This is a genomic window from Vibrio sp. MMG023 (assembly GCF_021654215.1).
Lineage (GTDB): Bacteria > Pseudomonadota > Gammaproteobacteria > Enterobacterales > Vibrionaceae > Vibrio > Vibrio jasicida.
Genome location: NZ_JAKFZP010000001.1, coordinates 178,268 through 200,913 on the forward strand (window position 1 = coordinate 178,268; position 22,646 = coordinate 200,913).

Consider the following 22,646-nt stretch of genomic DNA (forward strand, 5'->3'; position numbering starts at 1 on the left):
CGAAATAAGCACAAGAGCTTAAACTAAAAAGCCGCTCACTCATTGTATTAGCACGAGTGCGCGGCTTTTCGTTTTAACGAATTAGGCTCAACAGCTTATTTTCTCGCAAGCTTATGATGCGCTCTAGAAAAATGATCGGCACAGAATGCGCCAACAATGGAAAGCTCACCTGCCAAGCATAAACCGGCAGCGACTTCTGCTAACGCTTTTGCTTTGCCGTTGCCGTGCAAACCAAGGATATCCAAACACGCTTTCTGAGTTGGTAGGCCTGTACCGCCACCAACGGTGCCAACCATGATGTTTGGCAAAGTGACAGAGGTATACAGGTTGCCATGAGAATCCACATCCATTCTAGTAATACCAACCGCAGATTCTGCAACGCACGCTGCATCTTGTCCGCAGGCGATGTACAAAGCGGTGAGGGCATTGGCGTAGTGCGCATTGATACCGATAGTGCCGCTTAGTAATCCACCAACAGTATTCATTTTGCCAAACTTCACCATCGCATCTGGTGTGGTGTGCAGGTATTTCTCGACCAAAGCTGCAGGAATCGTCACTTCAGCTGAGACTTTTTTACCGCGAACAGAGCGTAAAGTGTGGGCGTTGGCTTTCTTATCACCAGATAAGTTGCCGTCAAGGTAAGCATCAACCGGCGCGACTGGACTGTGTTCAAGAATGTAATGGAAGACTTTGTGTGTCGCGATGGTCACCATGTTCTGACCAGATGCGTCACCCGTCACGTATTCAAACACCAAGTAAACATGATTGCCTTCGATGTTGACGTTGATGTCTTTAAGCTTACCGTGCGTGGTGGTGGATTCTGCTTCTTTACGGAAGATATCGTATTGAGTGACCACCCAACTGACGAACTGCGCGGCTTCTGCAAGTGATTGGAAACCAAACACCGGAGTACGACTCACACCTTCGCTGATCAAAAGCGTACTTGCGCCACCAGCTGCGGTAATCAAGTTCGCGCCTCGGTTATAAGAGGCAACGAGAGCGGCTTCTGTTGTTGCGAGTGGTACTAGGTAGTCGTCATTCGCGAACAAGCCGTTAATGCGAAGAGGCCCAGCAACACCGACAGGGACGTTAACGGTACCAATAAAGTGTTCAATGTTGTTGGCGTATTGGTCGTAATGCGATTGTGTGAAAGGATCCAGCAGAAGATCTTTGTCCGTCATCGATTCGAGTACTTTCCAACGGCGTTCAATGTGCTTTTCCGTCAGACCCGCACTGAGGCAAAGTTTCTTTTCTGGCTTGTGGTATTTCGGTTCTAATGCCGATTGTACTTTTTCGCAGGTTTCATTATCAGAGAGTGCAGAGCTATTCCTTGCGCTGTCTAAATTTAATTTCGGCATACAAACGTTTCTTTATTCATTTGGTTTGGAATTGTAGTGATACAAAACGTGATTACAATCCCGCGTATACGTTTTGCAACAAAAGGCTGCTTAACTTCAAACTCACTGAAATCTTACTTGGCGAATAAATAGCCCTTTAAATGCTTGGTATAAAGCGTCTGGTTTTTGCGCCTTTTTTCTCTATGCTCTTGAAAAAAAGAGAAAAATCGGGCTTATTTGAAAGGTTAAAATCGAGCAATGAAGAGCTCAAATAGAAATTCTTTCTTTCTGTAAAGATTGTGCAAAGTGGGCGTTCTACTCTAATTTGAGACTTCAAATAATGAGATTGGAATGTGATCAGTGGCGTAAAATGGTAAATAACTTGGTTTGCGTCACGGCATAATAGCCCCACGTTTTCAATTGAGGGTAACGTATGATTGTTTACTTTCGAGTTCAGGACGTAGAAGTGCTGTGTGATGAAATAGACCTCGCAACACTGATGCAAGCCAAGCTCAAACAATTACCAACTACCAAGCCTCAAATGGACTGAGCAGTATAACGTCACGAAGTGCTGGATGCGTTCAGCGCAATAGACTGTTTATACACTTTAGGAGATAACCCGGACACTCTTTTAAAGGCGCGCGAAAAGTGCGAAATACTGGTGTAGCCAAGTTGATTGGATATATAAGTGAGAGAGTGTCCTTCTTCCATCAATTCGCAAGAAACAGAGAACATCAATGACTCTTTAATATGCCGAAAAGAAGTGCCTTCATTCTTTAACTTTCTTTGAAAGGTTCGGACAGAATAGCTCAGCAACTGAGCAGCTTCTTCTATCGACAAATTACGCTCTCGCACATAAGGGCGCAGGAGTTCAAACACGCTATCGGTAAAACTTGTATGCCACTGGATCTGACTTGGTTCAGCGCCTAACTGTGAGTCCGATATTTGGATTGGTACGTTAAGAATGTCCGCGGGAATGTAAACACCGGTCTTCTCTTGACCCACAAATATCTGGCACTGGCTAGGAACAACACTTTTTACGATATCGCTGTTGCTGCCTTGCAGGCGTACCTTGCTTGGATACCAAGCGGTTTTGGTCAAAATGCTGATGAGCTCAATGATGTAAATCACAGCAAATGCTTCAGACCAGTTAGCGATTTGTGTGTCTTTTTGTTCCGAATATCGACAGAACCAGGCATGGCCATGATGGGTTTCGAAAGAAACGTTACTGCCAGGCGAGTCTAAACTGAAGATTTCATCAATGTGCTGCATTGACTCACCGATGGTTTGAAATGGCAAAAACTGATGCAAGACATTGGGTATAACGCGGCGACGAAAGACTAACACCAATAAGTCGGTGAATTTCGTTACGCCAAGTTGGGAAGAAGTAAGATGAATCAAACGTTTTATTGATTCAGACGGAATGTAGTCGCTCTCGGTTTGGAATAAGTCCGCAGGTAAGCCAGCGTCACTAAGGAGCTTATGCTTGTCCAAGCCATAGTCGGCAAAGACTTCGACCAGAATACGAGCATAGTTAGTCTGAATGACAGGTAAATGAAACGTTTGATTTGGCATTGTGGTGATACTCCTTTATCAACGACTAATCTTAGCGCATAACGGACGGTTTTTGATACAGCTCGCTATTTATTATTCAATTAATTGAAGGTTGGGCAGGACGGTATATTATTAAAATGTTCAATCTATTCAATGGCAAGGGGATAACATGTCCGAGAACGAAAAACAAAAACAGCCAACGGAAGTGGCGGAAAACAAAGAGACGAATAAAAAAGACAAAGTAAAGATGGTCACCAACTATTTGCTTTTGTTTATCGTCGTCATGCTCGGGTTCAGCATTGTGTCAGACCGCATCATTCCAGTGACTGACAATGCACGCGTCAAAGGCTATATCGTGCCGATAAAACCTCAGGTTTCTGGCAACGTTTTAGATATTAAGGTTCGTCCGAACCAACTTGTTGCAGAGGGTGATGAGCTAGCCGTTCTCGACAAATCAGATTATGAAATTGCCGTGAAGCAAGCTGAAGAGAATCTGGAAATTGCTGGGCAGAACGTTGGTGCACAAACCGCATCAATCGCATCGGCTCAAGCAAGGTTAACTTCTGCGATTGTTGAACGCCAAAACACTGAAGCGCAAGCCAACCGTGTTCTTGCCATGGCAGAGAAAGGCGTAGTGTCGAATTCGGATGCAGATAAAGCACGAGCATCATTGGCAACCGCGAGAGCGAACGTAGTAAATGCAGAAGCGGATCTTGAAAAAGCGAAACAACAACTTGGCGCAGAAGGTGAAGAAAACAGCCAAGTTAAAGCGGCATTGCTGGCTCTTGAGCAAGCTCAACTGAACTTAGAACGTACTGTGATTCGTGCGCCAACTCAAGGCGGTGTTTCGAACTTCAGCTTAACCGAAGGCTTCTACGCTTCAGCAGGTCAGCCAATCATGACGTTTGTGTCGACAGAAGACATATGGATAGAAGCATACTTTCGTGAAAACAGTTTAGGCAACGTCAGCATTGGTGACGAAGTAGAAATCGCACTCGACTTTGTTCCTGGCAAAGTCATTAAAGGCAAAGTCAGTAGCATCGACTGGGGTGTCGATTGGGGACAAAACCAACAAGCAGGTAAGCTCGCGCAAGCCAACCAACAAACAGGCTGGTTACGCCAAACGCAAATGTTGCCAATCGCTATCGAGTTTGATCGTGAAGAGGTGACGGGAATGCTACGCGTTGGCGGTCAAGCAGACGTGATTGTCTACAGCGGTGACAACTTCGTGTTCAACACCCTTGGCAAACTTTGGATTCGTCTACTGAGCGTACTGTCTTATGTCCGATAATCTGAGCATTGATAACGCAACTCAACGCCGGATTCTGCGCTTCACCATTGGTGTCGGTCTGGCGGTGTTTCTCGCTGCTTGGATTAATTGGCAACTGGCGTTTGTCGCGCCGGTATTTACCGCGAAGTTCTTGGTCGATAAGCCAAATCTTCACAGAGAGACGATTTACGAGTTGCTGCTGGCATTGATTGCCACGATGGGATTGGGACTGCTTCTTTCAGGAGGCATTACTCAGTACCCAATTGTTCTACTGATTGCCGTCGGTTTGATGATGGCATGGGGTTACTACTTGTTTACTGACCCCAAATGGAATCTGTTCGCGACCATTTTGTTGATTGCGGTGTTGATGTTGCCGTTTATGGCAATAAATAACCCAGCGATTTCCTTGGTGCTCGCGAGCGGTTTGGCAATTTCCGGTGCGGTATCGGTGGCGATTTTTGCTCTGGTTCATATTTATCTACCAGAGCCAGACAGTGAGTTCGCTGGTTATGCGACTCCACCAATTGGCAAAGAACAACGTTGGCATGCGTCATTTCGAGCCATGTTGATTTCGTTTCCTGTGGTGTGCTTCTTCTTTATCTTTCAGATTTCAGAAGCGCTGCTCACCATGATGTTTGTCGCGTTGCTGTCTTTGATGATTACGTCAGAGAAGTCAGTCAAATTAAGCGCGTTCTTAATCATCAGTAACGGTATCGGCGGGATACTTGCCATCTTGGCATTCTCGATTCTTGCCATTGTGCCAAGCATATTCTTTTACACCGCCTTTATTGCGTTATTGGCGGTATTGATAGGGAAGAAGATTTACACCGTGCCAGAGAAGGCACCGATATTCGCCACGGCGTTCAGTACCTTGCTTGTCTTAATCGGCAGCACGCTAATGAGCTCTGGCGATATCGACAGCAATACATTTATCCGAATCTTCCAATTGGTGTTGGTCGGGACGTACATGATCCTCGCAACACTCTTTTTGGAAACCCGACAATGGAAGTTTTTGCAAACATAACACTTAACAGACAGTGAAAAGGTAACGCTATGAAAGCTTCAAATGATTTCTCTAAACAGGCGATAGACGCCGCTATCAAGATCGGAGCCGTAGCGTTACTGATCTGGTGGTGTTTCTCTATCCTTAGTCCATTCATTATGTTGGTCGTGTGGGGCGGTATTATTGCCATCGCTTTGTACCCAGTCATGATGTCCCTTCACAATCGCTTAGGTATCTCAAAAGGTAAGGCGAGTGCGCTCCTCAGTACTATCGGTGTGCTGTTACTTTTAATCCCACTTATCGCGCTCTCATCTGGCCTTTATACCAGTGGCACCGAGGTCGTCACTGGGTTGCAAGATGGCACTTTAGTTGTACCTAAGCCACAAGGAAGCTTAAAAGAGATCCCTGTCGTGGGCGACAAGCTGTTCGTTGCGATTAACTACGCATCGACCAACATGGAGGGCTTTTTAGTCAACTATGGCGAGCAAGTGAAAGGTTTCCTTTCTCAAGCGGCATCTATTGTTGGTTCAGTAAGTGGTGGTTTTATTCAGTTCATTATTTCTACCATGATTGCTGGTGCGTTCATGAGCAATGCTGAAGTGTGCCAGAAAGGCTTTACCAAGCTAGCTGATCGCCTCACCAACAAGAAAGGCGAAGCGTTGATTGATCTTTCAAAGTCGACTGTTCGCAGTGTCGTTCAAGGTGTGATTGGCGTTGCGCTGATTCAATCTGTCATGGCAGGTGTTGGTATGGTCGCAGTTGGCGTTCCTGCTGCTGCGCTTTGGATGGTTGCCGTGATTCTGATTGCGATTGTTCAGTTGCCGCCGATTCTGGCATTGATTCCTGCGATCATTTACGTGTTTAGTGTCGAATCAACACTGGTTGCTGGCATCTTCCTCGTTTGGTGTATTTTGGTGAGCGCGAGTGATGCGGTACTGAAACCAGTTCTTCTAAGCCGTGGTTCTGACACACCGATGCTTGTGACACTGTTGGGTGCACTGGGTGGTATGGCAATGTCTGGTATCGTTGGTCTGTTTGTTGGTGCCGTGGTACTGAGTCTGACTTACCAGTTGATGGTGAACTGGTTAGATGAAGATGACGCGGAAACAAACAAAGCACTGAGCATTGACCAAAAAGCGAAGGAGGAAGACAAAGTAGAGGTGGCATCATGAAACCGATGACCAGGGAAGATAACTTCTACTTTTTGTTTTTCGCACTCATTGCGTTGTTTTTTGGCTGTGCTGTGATGCATCAGTTTTACCCAGATGGGCAGGAGTTTGTTCTTGCTCTTTTGGTGGTGACACTAGGTGCTTCGATTGCTGGTATCAACAAGAAGAACAAAACCAACCGAACATGGTATGGCGTGCTACTGATTGTGGCCGTCATCTCCTATGGGATGTCGTTCTTAGAGCATTTAGATCTGTCTATTTTGACGCTAGGTGCGTTATTGGTGTTCTTGTTTTCGCACATATACTCGGCGCTAAAGCAGGTAGTATTAACCAAGTCGGTAACGACAAACCACATCATAGGTTCGATTTGTATCTATCTATTATTAGGGCTTGCGTGGGCAGTGATCTACTTGTTGGTGTTGGAGTTCTTCCCGAGTTCTTTCACAGGACTAGAAGCAAAACCTTGGCTGTCGAACTTGTTTAATGCCTTGTACTTTAGCTTTATCACATTAACGACAGTGGGCTATGGTGACATTTCACCAACGGTTCCAGTGGCTCAGTTCTTCGTTTTCTTTGAAGCGATAGTCGGGAGCTTTTACTTAGCCATCATGGTGGCAAGTTTGGTGAGTATTCGTTTAGCTCAAGCACAGAGTGAGTAAACAAATGAATGGTTTGAATGGCGGAGCTGAAAAGTCTCCGCCATTTTTGTTTTAAGAGGAAATGAACTTAGCCATTAAATGCACGAGCTACGCGACCTTCACAGCTGAGCGTGTAGTTCCCTACATAAGCAGGGATGAAAGCCGATTGCCCTTTGCCAAGCACCAATGTTTCGCCGCTTTCTGCAAGCAGCGTTACGTCCGCATCGATTGGCATTAAGATTTCTGCACTGATCATCTCGACTTGTTGATCTTTTGGCTCTTGGAACACAGAGAACTTGAAGTCTTGTACAGGGACAGGGAAGTTGTGCTCACAGTCTTTGATTTCTGCTTTGGTTAGTAGCGTATTCATTGATTTTGGAATGAAGTCGGTACACTTAACCAATTCTTCCACATCCATATGTTTTGGTGTTAAACCAGCGCGAAGTACGTTATCTGAGTTCGCCATGATTTCCAGACCAGTACCTTTAATGTACGCGTGAGGCGTTCTTGCGCTTAAGAACATGGCTTCACCAGGTTTTAACGTAATAACATTCAGCAGTAATGGGGCAAACAAACCCACGTCATTCGGGTACTGAGCAGCAAGGTCTAAAATCAATTCGCACACAGGGCGTACTTGGTTGGCTGCTGCGTAACTTAATAAGTGATCCACGGCGTTAATCTTGCGCGCCTCTTCCATAGAAAGAATCTCCACAAAGAACTTACACAAGCCGTCTTGGTTAGGATTGCGCTCAAATTGCTCTAGGTAACCGTTGATTTCAGGAATGTCACACAGGCGGAATTCAGCAATGATTTCATCAAACGAGCGAAAGCCGTTCATTGCTTGGTATTCAGTAAGTGCGTAAACCAGCTCTGGCTTGTGGTTAGCATCTTTGTAATTACGATTGAAAGCACTTAACGGGACACCTAGCTGTTGTTCTTTTGCATAACCGAGCTCTGCATCTTGCTTGTTTGGGTGCACTTGAATCGACAAGGCTTTATCCGCCGCAAGAATCTTGAAAAGGAAAGGTAGGTCACCAAATACTTCAGCCGTGTTTTGGGATAGAAACGCTGAAGGATCTTGTTTGATCAATTCTGATAACGACACATTTGTACTTCCTTGATTGACGATAGAGCAACCATTCGGATGCGTGCCCATCCAAACTTCGGCTTGAGGTTGTTGAGCTTTGTTAACAAAGCCAAACAAATCGTGGATAGCAGTGCGGCTTCCCCAGTCGTAGTTTTGGATCTTATTGTCCATTTTGAAGAAGCATTTTGATGAAATAGTATTCGAATTCATGAATTTTACCCGTAGAAAACCCTCCGAACTGAATCGGAAGCAAAAAATAGTGGAGATTCGACGGGTGAGTGGTTAACTCACCCTAAGAGGTGTAGAAGTCGCTTCTACAATCAGACTTCTACAACCTAAGCTTGGGAGCCAGCGGCTTTCTTGAAGGTTGAGCCTGTAAGAATGGCAATAACAACAAGCCAATAACGGCTGCGCATACCGAGATGGTGATAAAGAATCCAGTCCAGCTGTATTCTTCAAGAATCAATGCCAATGGATAGCCAGAAAGAGCAGCCCCCATGTAAGCAAACAAACCAACAAAGCCCGTTGCAGCACCAGCGGAGTCTTTGTGTGAACATTCCGCTGCTGCCATACCGATCAACATTTGTGGGCCAAACACAAAGAAGCCAATAGAAAACAATCCTGCAGCTTGGAACGCGAAGTTGGTTAATGGCATCAACCACAGGGCTGCGACAGATAAGAATATACCCGCGGCAAACAACAGGTTCATCGGACCTCGGTTACCACCGAACAGTTTATCCGAGCCCCAACCAGCCACCAGAGAACCAACAAAGCCACCGATTTCAAACATCGACAATGCTGCGTTAGCATTGATCAGGCTGTAGTGGTGTTGCTCTGTCAGGTACAAGTTACCCCAGTCATTGATGGCGGTGCGCACGATGTATACCAGTACATAACTGAACGCGAGCAACCAAATGTACTTGTTGTTGAACACGTATTGTTTGAGGATTTCTTTATAACTCAGACCTTGCCCGTGATTTTCTTGTGCCAGCTCTAACTTGTCATCACGCCATTGACCAACCGTCGGCAATCCTTGAGTGGTCGGTTTATCACGCAAACGCCAACACACAACCACACCAAGAATCACGCCGATTACGCCCGGTACGATAAAGCCTTCTCGCCAGCTGTAATGGAATGTGAGAAAACCAACGAGTAGGGGAATTAACGCGCCACCTACGTTATGAGCCGTGTTCCAAATTGCCCACAAAAAGCCACGTTCTGAGCGCGAATACCACGTCGTAAGTAACTTAGAGCACGAAGGCCAGCCCCAACCTTGGAACCAAGCGTTCATCACCCACAGGGCTGCGAGTGCAACCAAAGAGCTAGAGAAGCCAAATGCGATATTGATAAGGCCCGTCGCGATTAAACCGACACCCATGAAAAAGCGAGGGTTAGAACGGTCGGAAATGGTGCCCGAAATAAACTTTGATAAACCATAGGTAATGTAGAAAAGCGTACCAATCATACCGATATCGGCTTTATCTAAACCTAAATCAGCGATCATCGCGGGTGCGGCGTAGTTGAAGGTTTTACGAGTGAAGTAAAAGCCCGCATAACCAAGATACATGCCCTGCATGATGTGCAGACGCCAATAACGATAACGTTCATCCACTTGGTCTTTGCTAAGGGGAGCTTGGTTGTAGCTCGGAGACTGAAATAATCCAAACATGCTCGTTACACCTTAGGTAATGTGATGGCGATTTGCGTACCATCCACATGATCGTTCAAAGAGTAGATATACATTTTTCCACCAAGCGCTTGCACACGTTCTTGCATGCCGCGAACGCCCATGCCTTTCATGCAGTCTTCGGTTTTGAAACCAATGCCGTTGTCAGCGATGTTCAACGAAATGTTCTCGTCAATAGACAGCTCGATAACGATTGACGTCGCACTCGCATATTTGGCAGCGTTGTTCAACGCTTCTTGGCACAAACGGAATAGGGTGACTTTCAGCGTGTCGCCCAAAGACTCATAGTCTCCTTGCCAATCAAGCACAACGCGAGTGCCATGATTGTCGAACTCCATTTCACGGGTTAACTGGTGAACGGAGTCTTTCAAATCCAAATCATCGAGCATTTTCGGACGTAGCTTGCTCAGCAAATGTTTGGTGGTGTCATAAACATTGAGTGATAGGTTTTCGATCATGTCGGCACAGCGTGTGTTCATTTCGGCATTATCAACCCGCTTAATGATGCTAGCTTGGGTACGAATAGCTGTGATGTTCTGACCAATCTCATCGTGCAGCTCCCTTGCCACGTCACGACGTACCGACTCTTCCGCTTGAATGAGTTGTCGGGACAAAGTTTGGTTTCTCGACAATTCGCCACGCAGTTTTTGGTTAAGATCTTTTTGTTTCTGCACCGCTAAACCGAGCATGATGCCCGTTAAGGTTTGTGCCGAAAGGGACAACAGAAGGTCAGTGATTTCCAGATTCGAAACACCGCTTCGTGCAGCGATCAAGGCAATACTGTTTAACATGGTCGCAAGCAGTGCACCTTGCCAACCGTAACGCAGTGCCAAGACGATGATTGGGATCGCCATACAGAAAGGTGCAAATCGAGCCAGTTCATCAGGCAAGCTGGTTTGAACCAAAATGCTGGCAATCAACAGCACGCTATAAAGCAGAATATGACGAACTTTGAATTGAACTTCGTTGGCTAACAAGTTCGAGGTCAGCGGTGACCAAGGGCTTTGGAAGAGATAATTCCATAGCAAGTAACACATCGGCAGCACCAACAAACCGCCCGCAATGCTCGCTAACCATGCCATATAGGCAGATTGAACATGATAGCCAACCGCAAGTACGTTAATGCAAGACGTCACGAGCAACACGACCGCCATCACCGCTAAATGTTGGTTCTGATCGCCTTTGTAATAACGCTTAGCAAGGTAAACCACTGGAATACTCAACACGCTGGCCACCAACACCATCAACCATTGTGGCTGTTCAAGAAGTAGAGCGAGTGCAACGGTCAGCCCCCATTCGGCAAGGTAAATCGTTGCCCAATACTTTGTGCGCGTGTGCAGTGTTAACCCCAAACGCAACGCGAAGGGGAACAACAAGATCGCAAGCTCGGCATCGTTCACAAAGTAATAGGCGATCACCCACAGACAGAACCACGAGCATCCTGTCATGAATAAACCGCAAATGGAGGTGATGGTGTAGCTACGCATTAAAACGACTCTTGAGAGAACAGTTTGGCGAGCTCAACGTTGTTCTTTACGCCAAGCTTATCCATGGCGTTTGCACGGTGAACGTGAACGGTTTTATGGCTTAAGCCAAGCTCAGTGGCGATAGACTTCACATCCAAACCACGAGCCAGCAATTGGCAGACTTCGTTTTCACGACGTGTCAGTTGAGTCAGCGTCGCCGCTTTGTCACTCGGTGTGGCGAGCTTCAATGCAATATCCGGCGTTAAATAACAGCCGCCCGATGCGCTAGTTCTTACAGCTTGAATCAACTCATCTGGGCTACAACGTTTACTTAGGTAACCTTTTGCGCCGAGTTTAAGTGACTTTTCAACCATTGCCGGAGAGTCATGCACGCTAAGCATGACACAAGCAATGCCAGAAGGGATTTCGGAGAGTAGGGTAAGCCCACTTTCGTCTGCCATCGAGATATCTAGGATAACTACATTTGGCTTGCACGCAGGTAATCCCACTCGAGCTTCTGCTACCGAGCTAAATTCACCTACAACATTCATGTCTGTTTCAAGGCTCAGCAATTGAGCAAATCCAGAACGAACAATGACATGGTCATCAACAAGCGCTACGTTAATCATCTTAAATACCAAACTTCAGCAATACACAAACGAAAATGAGCTCTCAAAGAGCCCAATAAAAACCTACTATGATACTAAATTGACCAAGTTTATTTAATGATCTAGCGCGCTTTGACTTGCAAAGCGCGCTGTTTGATTAAGCTTGGTTTTCTGCGAGTTCAAGCTTCTTCTTGTTTTGACGGATCTTTTTCTCTTCCGCGATAGCAACAAAAGCCAGCAAAACAATACAAATCATTGCGGAGGTATCTAGGGCAGCAAACGTGCCTTTCCAACCCGTTAGACCAAAGATTGGCGTGCCGTCTGCAATCATACCCAGACCCAGTTTCGCGAAACTGTCACCAATTAGGTAAGCGAATGTGCCTTTTACGCCATCTGCAACACTGATTGCTTTTTTAGGAACAAAGCCAACCGCAGCAACACCGATAAGCAGTTGAGGACCAAACACGAGGAAGCCTAGAACAAATAGCGACGCTAGGTACATGAACTCGCTCGTTGCGTGTTGGTAGAACTCAAGTGATACGATGATCAAACCCAAAGAAACACAAGCCACTAGCGCACGGCGACCGTTCGCAAGGTCAGACAGGTAACCCCACATCAGAGTCCCCACAAGCGCACCCACTTCGAATAGGGTAAAGCCAGAGATTGCTGTTTCTTTTGATAGACCGAGTTCTTGGTAAGCGTAGACCGTTGACCATTGGTCGATGCCGATACGCACGATGTAAAGGAAGATGTTTGCAAAGCAAAGTAGCCAGATAACTTTGTTTTTCAGTACGTACTCAACAAAGATTTCTTTCTTGGTCATTTGATTTTCTTCAGCCGCTTCGTCTTCTTCGCTGACTGCTTCATCAAATAGCTCTTCAACTTTACCTAGACCATATGCTTCTGGAGAGTCGTTACCAAAGCGCATGCCAATGAAACCAACGATGATCGCAATAATAGAAGGGAACACGAACATGCCGATTACGTGACCGTCGAACAAGTAGTTTGCACCAAACAAAGCTACACCTGCGGCACCCGCACCACCTACGTTGTGAGACATGTTCCAAAGACCTAGATAAGAACCACGCTTGTTACGCGGCGTCCACTTAGTGATGGTCGAGTAACTAGAAGGACCACCAGTACTTTGGAAGAAACCACTCAGTGCATAGAATGCGACCATCATGAACAAGCTCGCGCTACCGCCACCCATGCTGAAGCTGAAACCAAGCATCGCCAGACCAGAAAGGATAAGCATAAAAGGGAGGAATTGCTTGGTGTTCTTACCATCGGCGTAGTAGGAGACTACGGTCTTACCGATGCCGTAAGTAATCGAGAAACCCAGACCAATCAAACCTAGATCTGTCATCGACAAACCGTAAGTTGAGATCATGTCATTTTGCGCGACGTTGAAGTTTTTACGGATCAGGTACATGGTCAAGTAGCCAATGAATACCACAAGGTAAGATTGGATAAATGGCTTAAACCACATTTTTCTACGTGCTTCGACAGGAAGGTCGAGGGTAGGCTTTCGGACTTGTTCAAGGAATCTTAACATCGTGAACTCTCTTGTATTAGTGTGATGCACTTGCGTGCTCGCTTTCTTTTAACTGTCGGCGATTGTAGAGAGTCCTCTTTTGAACCACATGAGAGGAGGGCTTAGATCGACTAGGAAAAATTCCTAGAAAACGATTGCTGATTTAGAAAGCGTGAAAATCATCACATTCTGTGCGGAATAGCCTTAATTCGAGCGATAAGCATCCAGTTACCTAGTTAGTTTCTTCCTTGGCGTAAAATGGTAAGGATTAAAAACTGCACAAAATAAAATCACCGTCTGATTTCTTCTCAAGGTAATAAGCCATGGTACGAAAGGTGATTATATTAACGATGCTAATCTCTGGCAGTGCATCGGCAAATTTACATATTTGGAAAGAGAGAGAGTTCACCGCATATACCGATATGACGGAAGTTCAATTTCTTTTAAAGAATCAGTACAACAAAAAAGCGGATTATTATCTCAGAATCGATGATAAGACGTTCAACAGTAAAATAACACTCGATCCTCAACAAGAAGTGTCATTAAACGTTCGAGTCAAAACACCTGCGGGCCAAATAAGCAAAAAGAAAATTTGTACTCGAATGGTGAATAACACACTAAATAGCTACGAAGTGTGTTCTAACATCCGGTTAAAAAGGTATTAAAGCATGAGCACGATTGCTAGCAAGCGTGTTCTGTTTTGTGGCTTGCCTTTGTTACTGCTGAGTTTTGGTGTTATCGCAAATCCTATTCCCAGTGTTTCTAACCCATCGGGTACAGACAGAATCAGAACGTCTGAAGGCGCAACCTGTGAGCAAGCCGTCTCAACTGGTAAAACCTTTCAGGTCGGTACGTATGGCGCAACGGGTCAAGAAGACAGTGATAACTACTACAACAACTATTACCAGCAAAACCAAGATGAGGCGGGCGTATACGCGTCACTGACTTTTCAATTCGGTGGTGAGGAACGAGTCGATTGTACTCGTCTTTATGAATTCGAGTTGCGAGAGAGAAAACGGCAGGAAGAACTCGCTCAGGCAGAGCACGAGCTGAAGCTTCTGCAAATTCAAGCAGAAACACAAAGGCTCAAGAGAATGAAGCAAACTCAAACCACTTTTTCGGAGTAAACATGAAACTCAAGAAACGACCGGTCCGCATTGCATTGTTGGCAACACTCATTGCAGCGACTGGTGTACAGGCTCAAGCGCTTAAAGATAAGGACGAAGCTACGAGTGACGACGTCACGTTTAGTGCGACTATTCAAGAACAATGCGGCATTGATGTCACCATCGCGAACGCTGATCTTGCTTTTGGTGAGCAATATAACGATTCAAAAGCACAAGTTAAATTGATTAACAACGAAGACGACGGAAAAATTGAGCTGAGCCTTGAGCCATTAAAAGAGCATGAACTCGGTAACCACATTGATAAAGAAGATGTGTGGTTTAAATCCGGCGGTGTCCATGAAGCAAATATGAATGCTAAAGATTGGGAGGAAGGTATTGAATATTCCCGTTCTGACATCCGAAATAATAATCTCGTTGACTTGTCCGCTCGAATTAATGTCGATGAAAGCAATTTGGATGCTGACCAATATACACTGGTCACTAATTGGGTCATCGAATGTGATGATTAATAAATTAATGAAAGCCCTTTAATAGGGCTTGTTTTCTTATGAAGCAATTTCTAATTTCATTATTAGCAGTCGCGCTATTAAGCGTGAGTTCGCTTTCTCGTGCGGCCCAAGTTCATTTTCATAAACATATCGATGAGTCTTGTGGCATTGAAGTGATTAAAGAGCGTGGCGAAATTCATTTCGGTCGAAGATTTGGCACTGATTCATTAACGCTCAAACTACTTGCGAATAACCGAGATAAGCGTCTCTATTTTCGTTTGTCCTATTTCAATATTGATATGGGCGCAGAGACCATCAGTCCGGAACGTATTCACTTTAAAGTGGAAACGCCGGAGAGTTTTGTCGGTAATCTTGACTTCTGGCGGCAAGGCATTGAGCTAAACCTTGAGCAATTAGATTCTAGTAAAGAAGTCCGAATCAGCGCCAGAGTTGATATGAACGAGTATCAAATGCCTGCAGGTGAGTTCTCTCTCAATATGGAATGGCACTTAGATTGCTATTAATGACAGCTCGGAAGTTTGTGCATAAACTAGAATAATCCTTGGTATTTTAAGATGATAGCTTGCATGCCCAATACAGATATTCCTTTGGTTCACTCGGAAGAAGTAAAGCTTTTTGCCACGATGTTAAATGAGCTTGATGGAGATATTCACTCATTACTTGAATCCGCCCGAATGCCACAGGATATCTTGTCTAACCAATCCCTTGACGCGTTTGTTCCTGAGAGCGCGCTAAAAGCCGTCTTCCAAACGTTGGGGGAACGTGCGTCACCAGAGAAGTTTGCCTTGCTTACTTGGACGCTTTGTCACGACATCTATGTGCCTAGATTTGCGAATCAAATTACTCAAACTCACTCGCTAAAAGCAGCGCTAGAAGAGGTATCCCAACTGCTTAAACAAATCTCTGATAACGTGAGTATTTCTGTTCAATCGCGCGGCGGGAAATGGTGGCTAGTGAGAGAAAAACAGAACGCAGAAAGGGACTGGTTCCGTTACGCAGAAATGTTCTCCGCGATGTTCATGAATGAGTTGCTCAAAAAGCTAGTTGGTGCCCAATGGCGATTGGCAGAAGTCGGAATTCAAGATGTAGAAGCCGAACCTTTCAATCTGTTGCCGGGTATGAAGAGTGCGCAGTTCTTTACTGGTCGACCGGTTACTGCAATCTCAATTCCTAATGAATGGATTAACCAGCCGATTGCTTTCACACCATCTCAAACTGCGCCAAATACAAGTTTTCGTGGTGAGGATGATAAGTTCAGCGATGCCTTAGCAAGGGCGCTCACGCCTTATCTCTCGATGGGTAAGATCTCTATCCAGTTTGCTGGCGAGTTGATTGACATGAATGCTCGCACCATACAAAGGCGGCTAGCAAATGAGGATACGACGTATAGAGAAGTGATCGAAGGTTTGGTGCTGAAACAAACGCTAGAGCTTTTAGCGGACCGAGACCTCAGTATTACGCACATTGCGCTCAAAACAGGCTACTCCGATTCTGCTCATTTCACCCGTGCATTTAAGCGAATGATGAAAATGACACCTAAAGCGTACCGTCAATCTTTGTTGTAATTATTAGGGTCTGTTTATCTTTCGTGGTTAAATTTCGTTCGGATGGGGACGCCTAGTCAAAAGCGTTTTAATCGCGACGAGTCGATTGAAGCCTAGTGTTTCTAAGTAAAATTGACTCAACAAAGAGTAAAATGCTTTTAGCCGGGGGCGCCTAGCCGAACCCTTTGGGCAGCGTTTGTAGGTGCTTTCTACTGCGTTATCGGCTTATCAGGTAGAATAACTACATATCAAAGCCTCTGCCTTGCATAAAACACCTACAAACTGCTGCAAAAATCATCACGAAAGGTCAACAGACCCTGACACATAAAACCTCTGAATAATCGGAGGTTTTCGTCTCAACTCACATTTCTATAACAATATCCGCATGTTGTCGTGTAAAGGCAATTAAACCACCTTGAAAGTCGTCATTATGACTTCTATGTTTTTAACGTAAGTCGTCTGTTTCATATGTATTTTTATCTGATCAGTTGTTTTTGGTGATCACTGAAATAGATGCCCTCATAACGCCGCTGTTTAAACAGGGAGGTTATAGGAAATGGACCCCAACTATCCAAAAACATAGGTGTAATAATGACAATTTCTAAGAAGAACCTTTCTTTAGTTGCGCTATCTTGTGCGTTCGCCCTCAATGCCAATGCAGCCTCAACGCTGTTTACCAACGTCGATGTTTTCAATGGCACGGATGAAAAGCTACTGCAAAACCAGAACGTATTGGTTGTCGATAACTTAATCAAAGAGATTTCGGCTAAACCGATAAAAACCGACAAGCAAACCACAACGATTAATGGCGAAGGCTTAACCATGATCCCTGGCTTAATCGACATGCACTCACACATGTGTATTCAGGAAGGCATGTTGGTAGGTCGAGATGGTTACGACCAAATGGCGATGGGTGCACGTGCTCACGTTTCCATGATGCAGTACCTCGACCAAGGCTTTACGACGGCTCGTGACGCAGGCTGTAATATTCTTGGTATGGCAAAAGCCATCAACAATGGTTTGCTAGAAGGCCCAAGACTCTTCCCAGCAGGCGGTTTCTTGAGTCAAACAGGCGGCCACGCTGATACCGGCAGCTTCAATGATGTACCAGGACGCGTTGACGATCTCGAACGCCACGGCTTTGGCTATATCGTTGATGGTGAAACAGAGGCTCGTCGTGCTGCGCGTCAGAACCTTCGCTCGGGGGCAACTCAAATCAAGATCATGGCTGGCGGCGGCGTCGCAAGTGAGTTTGACCCAATCCATATGACGCAATTCTCCAAAGAAGAAATGGAAGCGATTGTGGGCGTAGCGGAAGACTATGGCACTTATGTCATGGCCCACGCTTATCATGACCGTTCGGTTAATCGCGCCATTGATGCTGGCGTGAAAGTTATCGAACATAATTTCCTTATCTCTGAGGAAACTATCAAACGAATGAAAGAGAAGGGCGTAGCGCTCTCTGCTCAAGCAGTGATGTCTCTTGAAGCCTTTGCAGAACCAGAAAAGATCACCTTCTTCAGTCCCGATCAAAAAGCCAAAGCGACTAAAGTAAACGAAGGCGCGAAACAGATGTTTGAGTGGGCGCGTAAATACGACTTGTTGATTGTAACGGGCGGCGATATGTTTGGCCCGTCTTACAATACGCGCCAAGCAGACAACATGGTTTGGATGGAGAAAGTCGGATTTACCCCTTATCAAATCATGAAGATGGGCACATCGAACGCAGCAGAAGTGCTTAGTTGGTCGGGTGGTATGAATCCATATAAATACGGAAAGCTCGGAGTTGTAGAGCCGGGGGCTTATGCCGATGTGGTGCTGGTGGATGGAAATCCTTTGCAAGACATCACAGTTCTTAACGATTACCAAGATAAATTCAAAATAATTATGAAAGACGGCAAGATCCACAAGAACACCTTGTAGTAAACTCTTTCGACTATTTGGGGGCGAAGGCTGTCCCCAAATTTTTCTCTAAAAGACAAAGAACGATTCAAGGGAACGTATGAAGAAGTACCTATTAGCTGGCTTAGTTTTGCTGGCTTCATCAAATGTATCCGCCGACCAACTTAGTTGGCAGCAATTATTGCCAGTCAATGTTCCTCAAATTGAAGACCCATTTGTAAAACTTACCGATCAACAGCTTTTCGAACTTGGTTCTCTTGCAAGATACCGCGATTCTCAAAATCTTAATGAGCAACAGAAGCAAACCATGAAAGAGTTAGAGGACAGTTTAAAAGCTGACGACTTAGACATTGAATGGTTGTTCAAAAAGCGCAAAGAAATTACTGAACATCGTCGTATGTTGGCATCAATGCCAAACGCAACACTTACCGAAGATACTTATGAAATTCCAGGCTTTGTAACGCCAGTAGAATTTAACAATGACGTTGTCACAAAATTCTTCCTTGTTCCCACCATGGGCGCATGTATCCATACACCACCACCTCCAGCAAACCAGATTGTGTTGGTTGATTACCCGAAAGGTTTGAAACTGACTTCTCTTTACGAACCAATTTGGGTGAAAGGGGATCTGCACGTGAAAAAGACCAAAGCAGACGTATCATACTCTGATGGTGCTGCGAACGTAGAAACTATCTACCAAATGGACGAGGTTTCTATCCGACCTTACCAATAAGAGTCTATTATCGAAATGACATAAAGCAGTGAGCTGTCGCTTAATGGCAATTTTCAAAACTCTGAATCATTAAAATCTCTTTCTAGAAATCAATTTAATGAGAACCCAGACATGAAAGTAACTGTTCCCAAGCTTAGTTTTATCGCTCTTTCACTTGTAATGGCGTCATCGGTAAACGCGGCGAACTTTGGTAGCCCTGATACGGTAGACAATACTATTGCAGAAAATGCTCGAGAAAAACGCTCATGGCGTGAGTCATTAGCTGAAGAACACAATGTTACTTTCGGTCTGGATTATCAATTCCTTGGACTAACGGCCTCAACCCCTCAAAGTGGTGGTGAAGATACGGCAAGTGCTGGTGTTGCTCGCTTTTATGGTAGCTGGGATCTGATCGGTCTTGATTCTGGCAATACAGGCGGTCTGGTTTGGAAAGTCGAACATCGCCATGCTTACAACGATTTGTCACCAAAAGAGTTCAGCTTTATCGGAAATGGGCTTGGTTATGCAGGCATGATTGGTCCAGCATACAGCGATCAAGGAGCTCGTCTAACCAACCTATACTGGAAACAAAAACTGAATGATGGCAAAACTTCCTTCATGGTGGGTTTCCTAGATACGACTGACTACGTTGATGCCTATGCATTGGCAAGCCCTTGGACCGGATTTACTAACCTTGCATTCAGTACTGGTGGAGGCTCGATTGGTCTACCGGATGATGGGATTCTCGGCTTAGCCGTGGGACACATGCTGACTGATAACTTCTATATGGTTGCAGGTGTCGCAGAAGGTAAAGGGCGTTCAGATGAGCCATTTGATGGCTTCGATACCTTATTCAACGATCATAAATTGTTTACCACGTTCGAGCTAGGTTGGACGGCGTCACAAGACCAAATCTATACCGATAATGTTCACCTAACGGCTTGGCATTTAGATGGCGACACGCAACATAACCTAACGAATAAAGACAGCGGACAGGGTATTAACTTTTCAGCAAGCTACTTTGCTACAGAGCAATTAATGCCATTTGTTCGTGGTGGCTTTTCGGAAGGTGATGTGGCGCTTTATGATCGCTCCCTAACGGTGGGGATTGGTTATTTTGGTTTAGGTAAGCCAACCAACAACCTCGGCTTCGCTGTTAACTGGAGCCATGTTAACGATAACCTAGAGCAAGCCTATGGTGTGGATGACTCTGAACAGTTCACTGCCGAGCTTTACTACAACATGCAGTTAAACGACTACATTCAAATTACCCCTGATATTCAATACATTAAAGACCCAGCATTTTCGAACAAAAGCAGCACTTGGGTATTAGGTCTTCGCGCGAGAATATTCATCTAGATGATTATGTTTATTTGCCTTACTAAGAATAACTGTATATAAATACAGTTATTCTTGTTTTGGGTTAATTTTGCTATTGCGAAGAGAAAGGGAAAGGCAATGAACATCGCGTTAAGAGACAAAATCATTCAGGTGTGTAAGAAGAAAATAGAGCAGAAAGGCGACAATGTTGGTGTGTCCTTTTATGCCTTTTTCGCCAATAAGAATGATAATCCTGAGTTATTGATGGAAGCGGCGACTTGGTGGATTCAAACTCATCAACTCGATCACTTCGAAAAAGCGACCAAGATTATTCAATTAGTCGAATCCGAGATGTAGAAAGGGGCACATTACGTGCCCCTTTTTTATTTTCAGCCCTAAACCTTAGATTTTTAGAATCAGCGATTAAGCTTGTGCGAACTTATAAGTACGGTAACCGCCAAGTAGGTTACGTGCTTTAAACCCTGAGTTGACCAGTTGACGATAAGCGACGTTACCGCGCAAACCGACCTGACAATAAATCACGATCTCTTTGTCTTTCGGCAGTTCATTCATACGTTGGCGAAGCTGGTCGACAGGAATATTGATCGCGCCTTTAATGAAGCCTACAGATTCCAATTCTCCCGGATTACGAACATCAAGCAGCACCTGGTTTTCTGACAGGTTGTCAATCTCATCAAAATGAATCGCTGTTGCGTCACCTTTAATGATGTTGTTTGCAACGAAAGCCGCTTGGTTAATCACATCTTTCGCTGAGCCATAAGGTGGCGCGTAAGTTAGCTCAAGGTGTTGCAGCTGTTCTACCGTCATGCCAGCACGCTGAGCAACTGCCATTACGTCAATACGTTTATCAACGCCGTCTTTACCTACTGCTTGCGCACCTAAAATCTTTCCGGTTAATGGATCAAACAGCATTTTGAACGACACAGTTTCTGCGCCAGGGTAGTAACTCGCGTGGCTAGCTGTGTGGACATACACTTTTTCATAAGCGATGTTTTCACGTTTAAGCTGCTTCTCGTTTTTACCAGTAGAAGCAACGGCTAAATCAAAGATCTTACAGATCGCCGTGCCTTGTGTACCTTGATAAGTTTCTTGGCGGCCAAGCATGTTGTTTGCTGCCATACGACCTTGACGGTTTGCCGGACCTGCCAACGGAACAAGTGTTTGTTCGCCAGTGACAAAGTCTTTCTCTTCAACCGCATCACCAACGGCATAAATAGAAGGATCGCTGCTCTGCATATACTCGTTGGTGTAAATACCGCCTAGCGCACCAATTTGAAGACCGGCTTCTTGTGCAAGTTTTGTCTCCGGGCGAACACCAATCGCCATGATTAGGATATCGGTATCAAGTTGGTCACCATTGTTTAGAGACAGTGTCAGCTTTCCTTGAAGGTGTTGGTGCGTGTCATCTTCACCCGCTTCGTTGTTAGCGACAGATTGGTTCGCAATATATTCAACAGAAGATAGAGCAACGCCTAAGCGCAGGTCGATGCCTTTCTCACGAATTTCTGCATGAGCAAAACCAGCCATTTCTCGGTCAACGGACGTCATCACTTGATCCGCCATTTCAACCAATGTGGTTTTTACGCCAAGCTGGTGGAAGGCTTCCATCATTTCCAAACCGATAAAACCACCACCAACGACTGTAGCATGTTCCACTTTGTTGGTTTCGAGCGTCTTAATGATGCGATCCATATCTGGAATATTACGCAGCGAATGCGTTAACGGGTTATCAATACCCGGAATAGGCGGCACCACTGGACCTGCACCAGGGCTAAGTAGAAGAAAGTCGTAGCTCTCTTGGTATTCAGAGCCATCAAGTAGGTTGTTAACCGTAACCGTTTTATCTTGGCGGTTAATAGAAACCACTTCGTTCATCACACGAACATCAACATTGAAACGCGCTAAAAAGCTCTCAGGCGTTTGAAGAAGCAGTTTACTTCGTTCTTGGATATCGCCACCAATGTGGTACGGCAAGCCACAGTTTGCGAATGACACAAATGGACCGCGTTCAAACATGATGATTTCTGCGTCTTCACTAAGACGACGAGCGCGAGCTGCTGCAGATGCACCGCCAGCAACACCACCAATAATCACGATTTTGCTCATGGATTTCTCCTACTGAATGATCGAAAACGCCTACACCTTACTTAAATAAATT

At 45.2% G+C, this 22,646-nt stretch carries 20 protein-coding genes; 12 read left to right on the forward strand and 8 right to left on the reverse strand.

Going from position 1 to position 22,646, the window contains the following annotated elements; genetic code table 11:
* Positions 1 to 95 precede the first annotated feature (95 nt).
* Together L1076_RS00750 and L1076_RS00755 are read right to left on the reverse strand one after the other, a co-directional pair.
* Positions 96 to 1,358, reverse strand: coding sequence for a hydroxymethylglutaryl-CoA reductase (locus L1076_RS00750; RefSeq protein ID WP_104036532.1), 1,263 nt, complete (start codon positions 1,356 to 1,358; stop codon positions 96 to 98).
* Positions 1,359 to 1,898: 540 nt separating this feature from the next.
* A complete protein-coding gene (locus tag L1076_RS00755; protein ID WP_042601467.1) occupies positions 1,899 to 2,912 on the reverse strand; it encodes an AraC family transcriptional regulator in 1,014 nt (337 codons plus the stop codon).
* A gap of 148 nt (positions 2,913 to 3,060) precedes the next feature.
* Here L1076_RS00755 and L1076_RS00760 point away from each other — a divergent pair, with 148 nt between their 5' ends.
* The 4 genes from L1076_RS00760 to L1076_RS00775 are packed head-to-tail and all read left to right on the forward strand — an operon-like array spanning position 3,061 to position 6,992.
* Positions 3,061 to 4,182 (forward strand): HlyD family secretion protein, encoded by a 1,122-nt coding sequence (locus tag L1076_RS00760; RefSeq protein ID WP_237302933.1) that lies wholly within the window; start codon positions 3,061 to 3,063, stop codon positions 4,180 to 4,182.
* Complete coding sequence (locus L1076_RS00765; RefSeq protein ID WP_171306760.1) at positions 4,172 to 5,185, forward strand: DUF2955 domain-containing protein; 1,014 nt, start codon at positions 4,172 to 4,174, stop codon at positions 5,183 to 5,185. The genes L1076_RS00760 and L1076_RS00765 overlap by 11 nt, the downstream gene beginning before the upstream one ends.
* Positions 5,186 to 5,214: 29 nt before the next feature.
* Positions 5,215 to 6,336, forward strand: coding sequence for an AI-2E family transporter (locus L1076_RS00770; RefSeq protein WP_237302934.1), 1,122 nt, complete (start codon positions 5,215 to 5,217; stop codon positions 6,334 to 6,336).
* Entirely contained in the window at positions 6,333 to 6,992 is a 660-nt protein-coding gene (locus L1076_RS00775; RefSeq protein WP_009705362.1) for an ion channel, read from the forward strand. The genes L1076_RS00770 and L1076_RS00775 overlap by 4 nt, the downstream gene beginning before the upstream one ends.
* A gap of 67 nt (positions 6,993 to 7,059) precedes the next feature.
* On the opposite strand, the gene manA is transcribed toward L1076_RS00775, so the two are convergent.
* The 5 genes from manA to uhpT all read right to left on the reverse strand — a co-directional run bounded on the left by manA (position 7,060) and on the right by uhpT (position 13,374).
* On the reverse strand, positions 7,060 to 8,268 hold the full coding sequence (gene manA / locus L1076_RS00780) for a mannose-6-phosphate isomerase, class I (protein WP_237302935.1): 1,209 nt from the start codon (positions 8,266 to 8,268) through the stop codon (positions 7,060 to 7,062).
* 118 nt (positions 8,269 to 8,386) lie between these two features.
* Positions 8,387 to 9,727 carry an MFS transporter gene (locus L1076_RS00785; RefSeq protein ID WP_237302936.1) on the reverse strand — a complete coding sequence of 447 codons (1,341 nt, stop codon included), beginning with the start codon at positions 9,725 to 9,727 and terminating at the stop codon, positions 8,387 to 8,389.
* 5 nt (positions 9,728 to 9,732) lie between these two features.
* A complete protein-coding gene (gene uhpB, locus L1076_RS00790) occupies positions 9,733 to 11,232 on the reverse strand; it encodes a signal transduction histidine-protein kinase/phosphatase UhpB (protein ID WP_038877357.1) in 1,500 nt (499 codons plus the stop codon).
* Positions 11,232 to 11,840: a transcriptional regulator UhpA gene (uhpA, locus tag L1076_RS00795; protein WP_005435246.1), complete on the reverse strand. Its 609-nt coding sequence runs from the start codon at positions 11,838 to 11,840 to the stop codon at positions 11,232 to 11,234. Before uhpA ends, uhpB begins: the two co-directional genes overlap by 1 nt.
* A 136-nt stretch (positions 11,841 to 11,976) precedes the next feature.
* The gene (gene uhpT / locus L1076_RS00800) at positions 11,977 to 13,374 is read right to left on the reverse strand and encodes a hexose-6-phosphate:phosphate antiporter (RefSeq protein WP_038870657.1); all 1,398 of its coding nucleotides are present in this window, start codon (positions 13,372 to 13,374) and stop codon (positions 11,977 to 11,979) included.
* A gap of 647 nt (positions 13,375 to 14,021) precedes the next feature.
* On the opposite strand from uhpT, the gene L1076_RS00805 reads away from it, so the two are divergent.
* The 8 genes from L1076_RS00805 (at position 14,022) to L1076_RS00840 (ending at position 20,824) form a co-directional block, all read left to right on the forward strand.
* The gene (locus tag L1076_RS00805; protein ID WP_054755324.1) at positions 14,022 to 14,480 is read left to right on the forward strand and encodes a hypothetical protein; all 459 of its coding nucleotides are present in this window, start codon (positions 14,022 to 14,024) and stop codon (positions 14,478 to 14,480) included.
* Between the two features lie 2 nt (positions 14,481 to 14,482).
* Positions 14,483 to 14,989, forward strand: coding sequence for a hypothetical protein (locus tag L1076_RS00810; RefSeq protein ID WP_020196865.1), 507 nt, complete (start codon positions 14,483 to 14,485; stop codon positions 14,987 to 14,989).
* Positions 14,990 to 15,027: 38 nt separating this feature from the next.
* Complete coding sequence (locus L1076_RS00815; RefSeq protein ID WP_237302937.1) at positions 15,028 to 15,492, forward strand: hypothetical protein; 465 nt, start codon at positions 15,028 to 15,030, stop codon at positions 15,490 to 15,492.
* A gap of 63 nt (positions 15,493 to 15,555) precedes the next feature.
* On the forward strand, positions 15,556 to 16,554 hold the full coding sequence (locus tag L1076_RS00820; protein WP_237302938.1) for an AraC family transcriptional regulator: 999 nt from the start codon (positions 15,556 to 15,558) through the stop codon (positions 16,552 to 16,554).
* A 570-nt stretch (positions 16,555 to 17,124) separates the two neighbouring features.
* Positions 17,125 to 18,456 (forward strand): amidohydrolase family protein, encoded by a 1,332-nt coding sequence (locus tag L1076_RS00825; RefSeq protein ID WP_038877362.1) that lies wholly within the window; start codon positions 17,125 to 17,127, stop codon positions 18,454 to 18,456.
* A 79-nt stretch (positions 18,457 to 18,535) separates the two neighbouring features.
* Positions 18,536 to 19,168, forward strand: a complete 633-nt coding sequence (locus L1076_RS00830) for a DUF3299 domain-containing protein (protein WP_054755320.1) — start codon at positions 18,536 to 18,538, stop codon at positions 19,166 to 19,168.
* 111 nt (positions 19,169 to 19,279) lie between these two features.
* Entirely contained in the window at positions 19,280 to 20,506 is a 1,227-nt protein-coding gene (locus tag L1076_RS00835; protein WP_237302939.1) for a carbohydrate porin, read from the forward strand.
* A 99-nt stretch (positions 20,507 to 20,605) separates the two neighbouring features.
* A complete protein-coding gene (locus L1076_RS00840; RefSeq protein ID WP_005446898.1) occupies positions 20,606 to 20,824 on the forward strand; it encodes a DUF6500 family protein in 219 nt (72 codons plus the stop codon).
* A 66-nt stretch (positions 20,825 to 20,890) separates the two neighbouring features.
* Here L1076_RS00840 and L1076_RS00845 read toward each other — a convergent pair whose 3' ends face one another.
* Positions 20,891 to 22,594, reverse strand: coding sequence for an FAD-dependent oxidoreductase (locus L1076_RS00845; protein WP_237302940.1), 1,704 nt, complete (start codon positions 22,592 to 22,594; stop codon positions 20,891 to 20,893).
* Between the last annotated feature and the right edge of the window lie 52 nt (positions 22,595 to 22,646).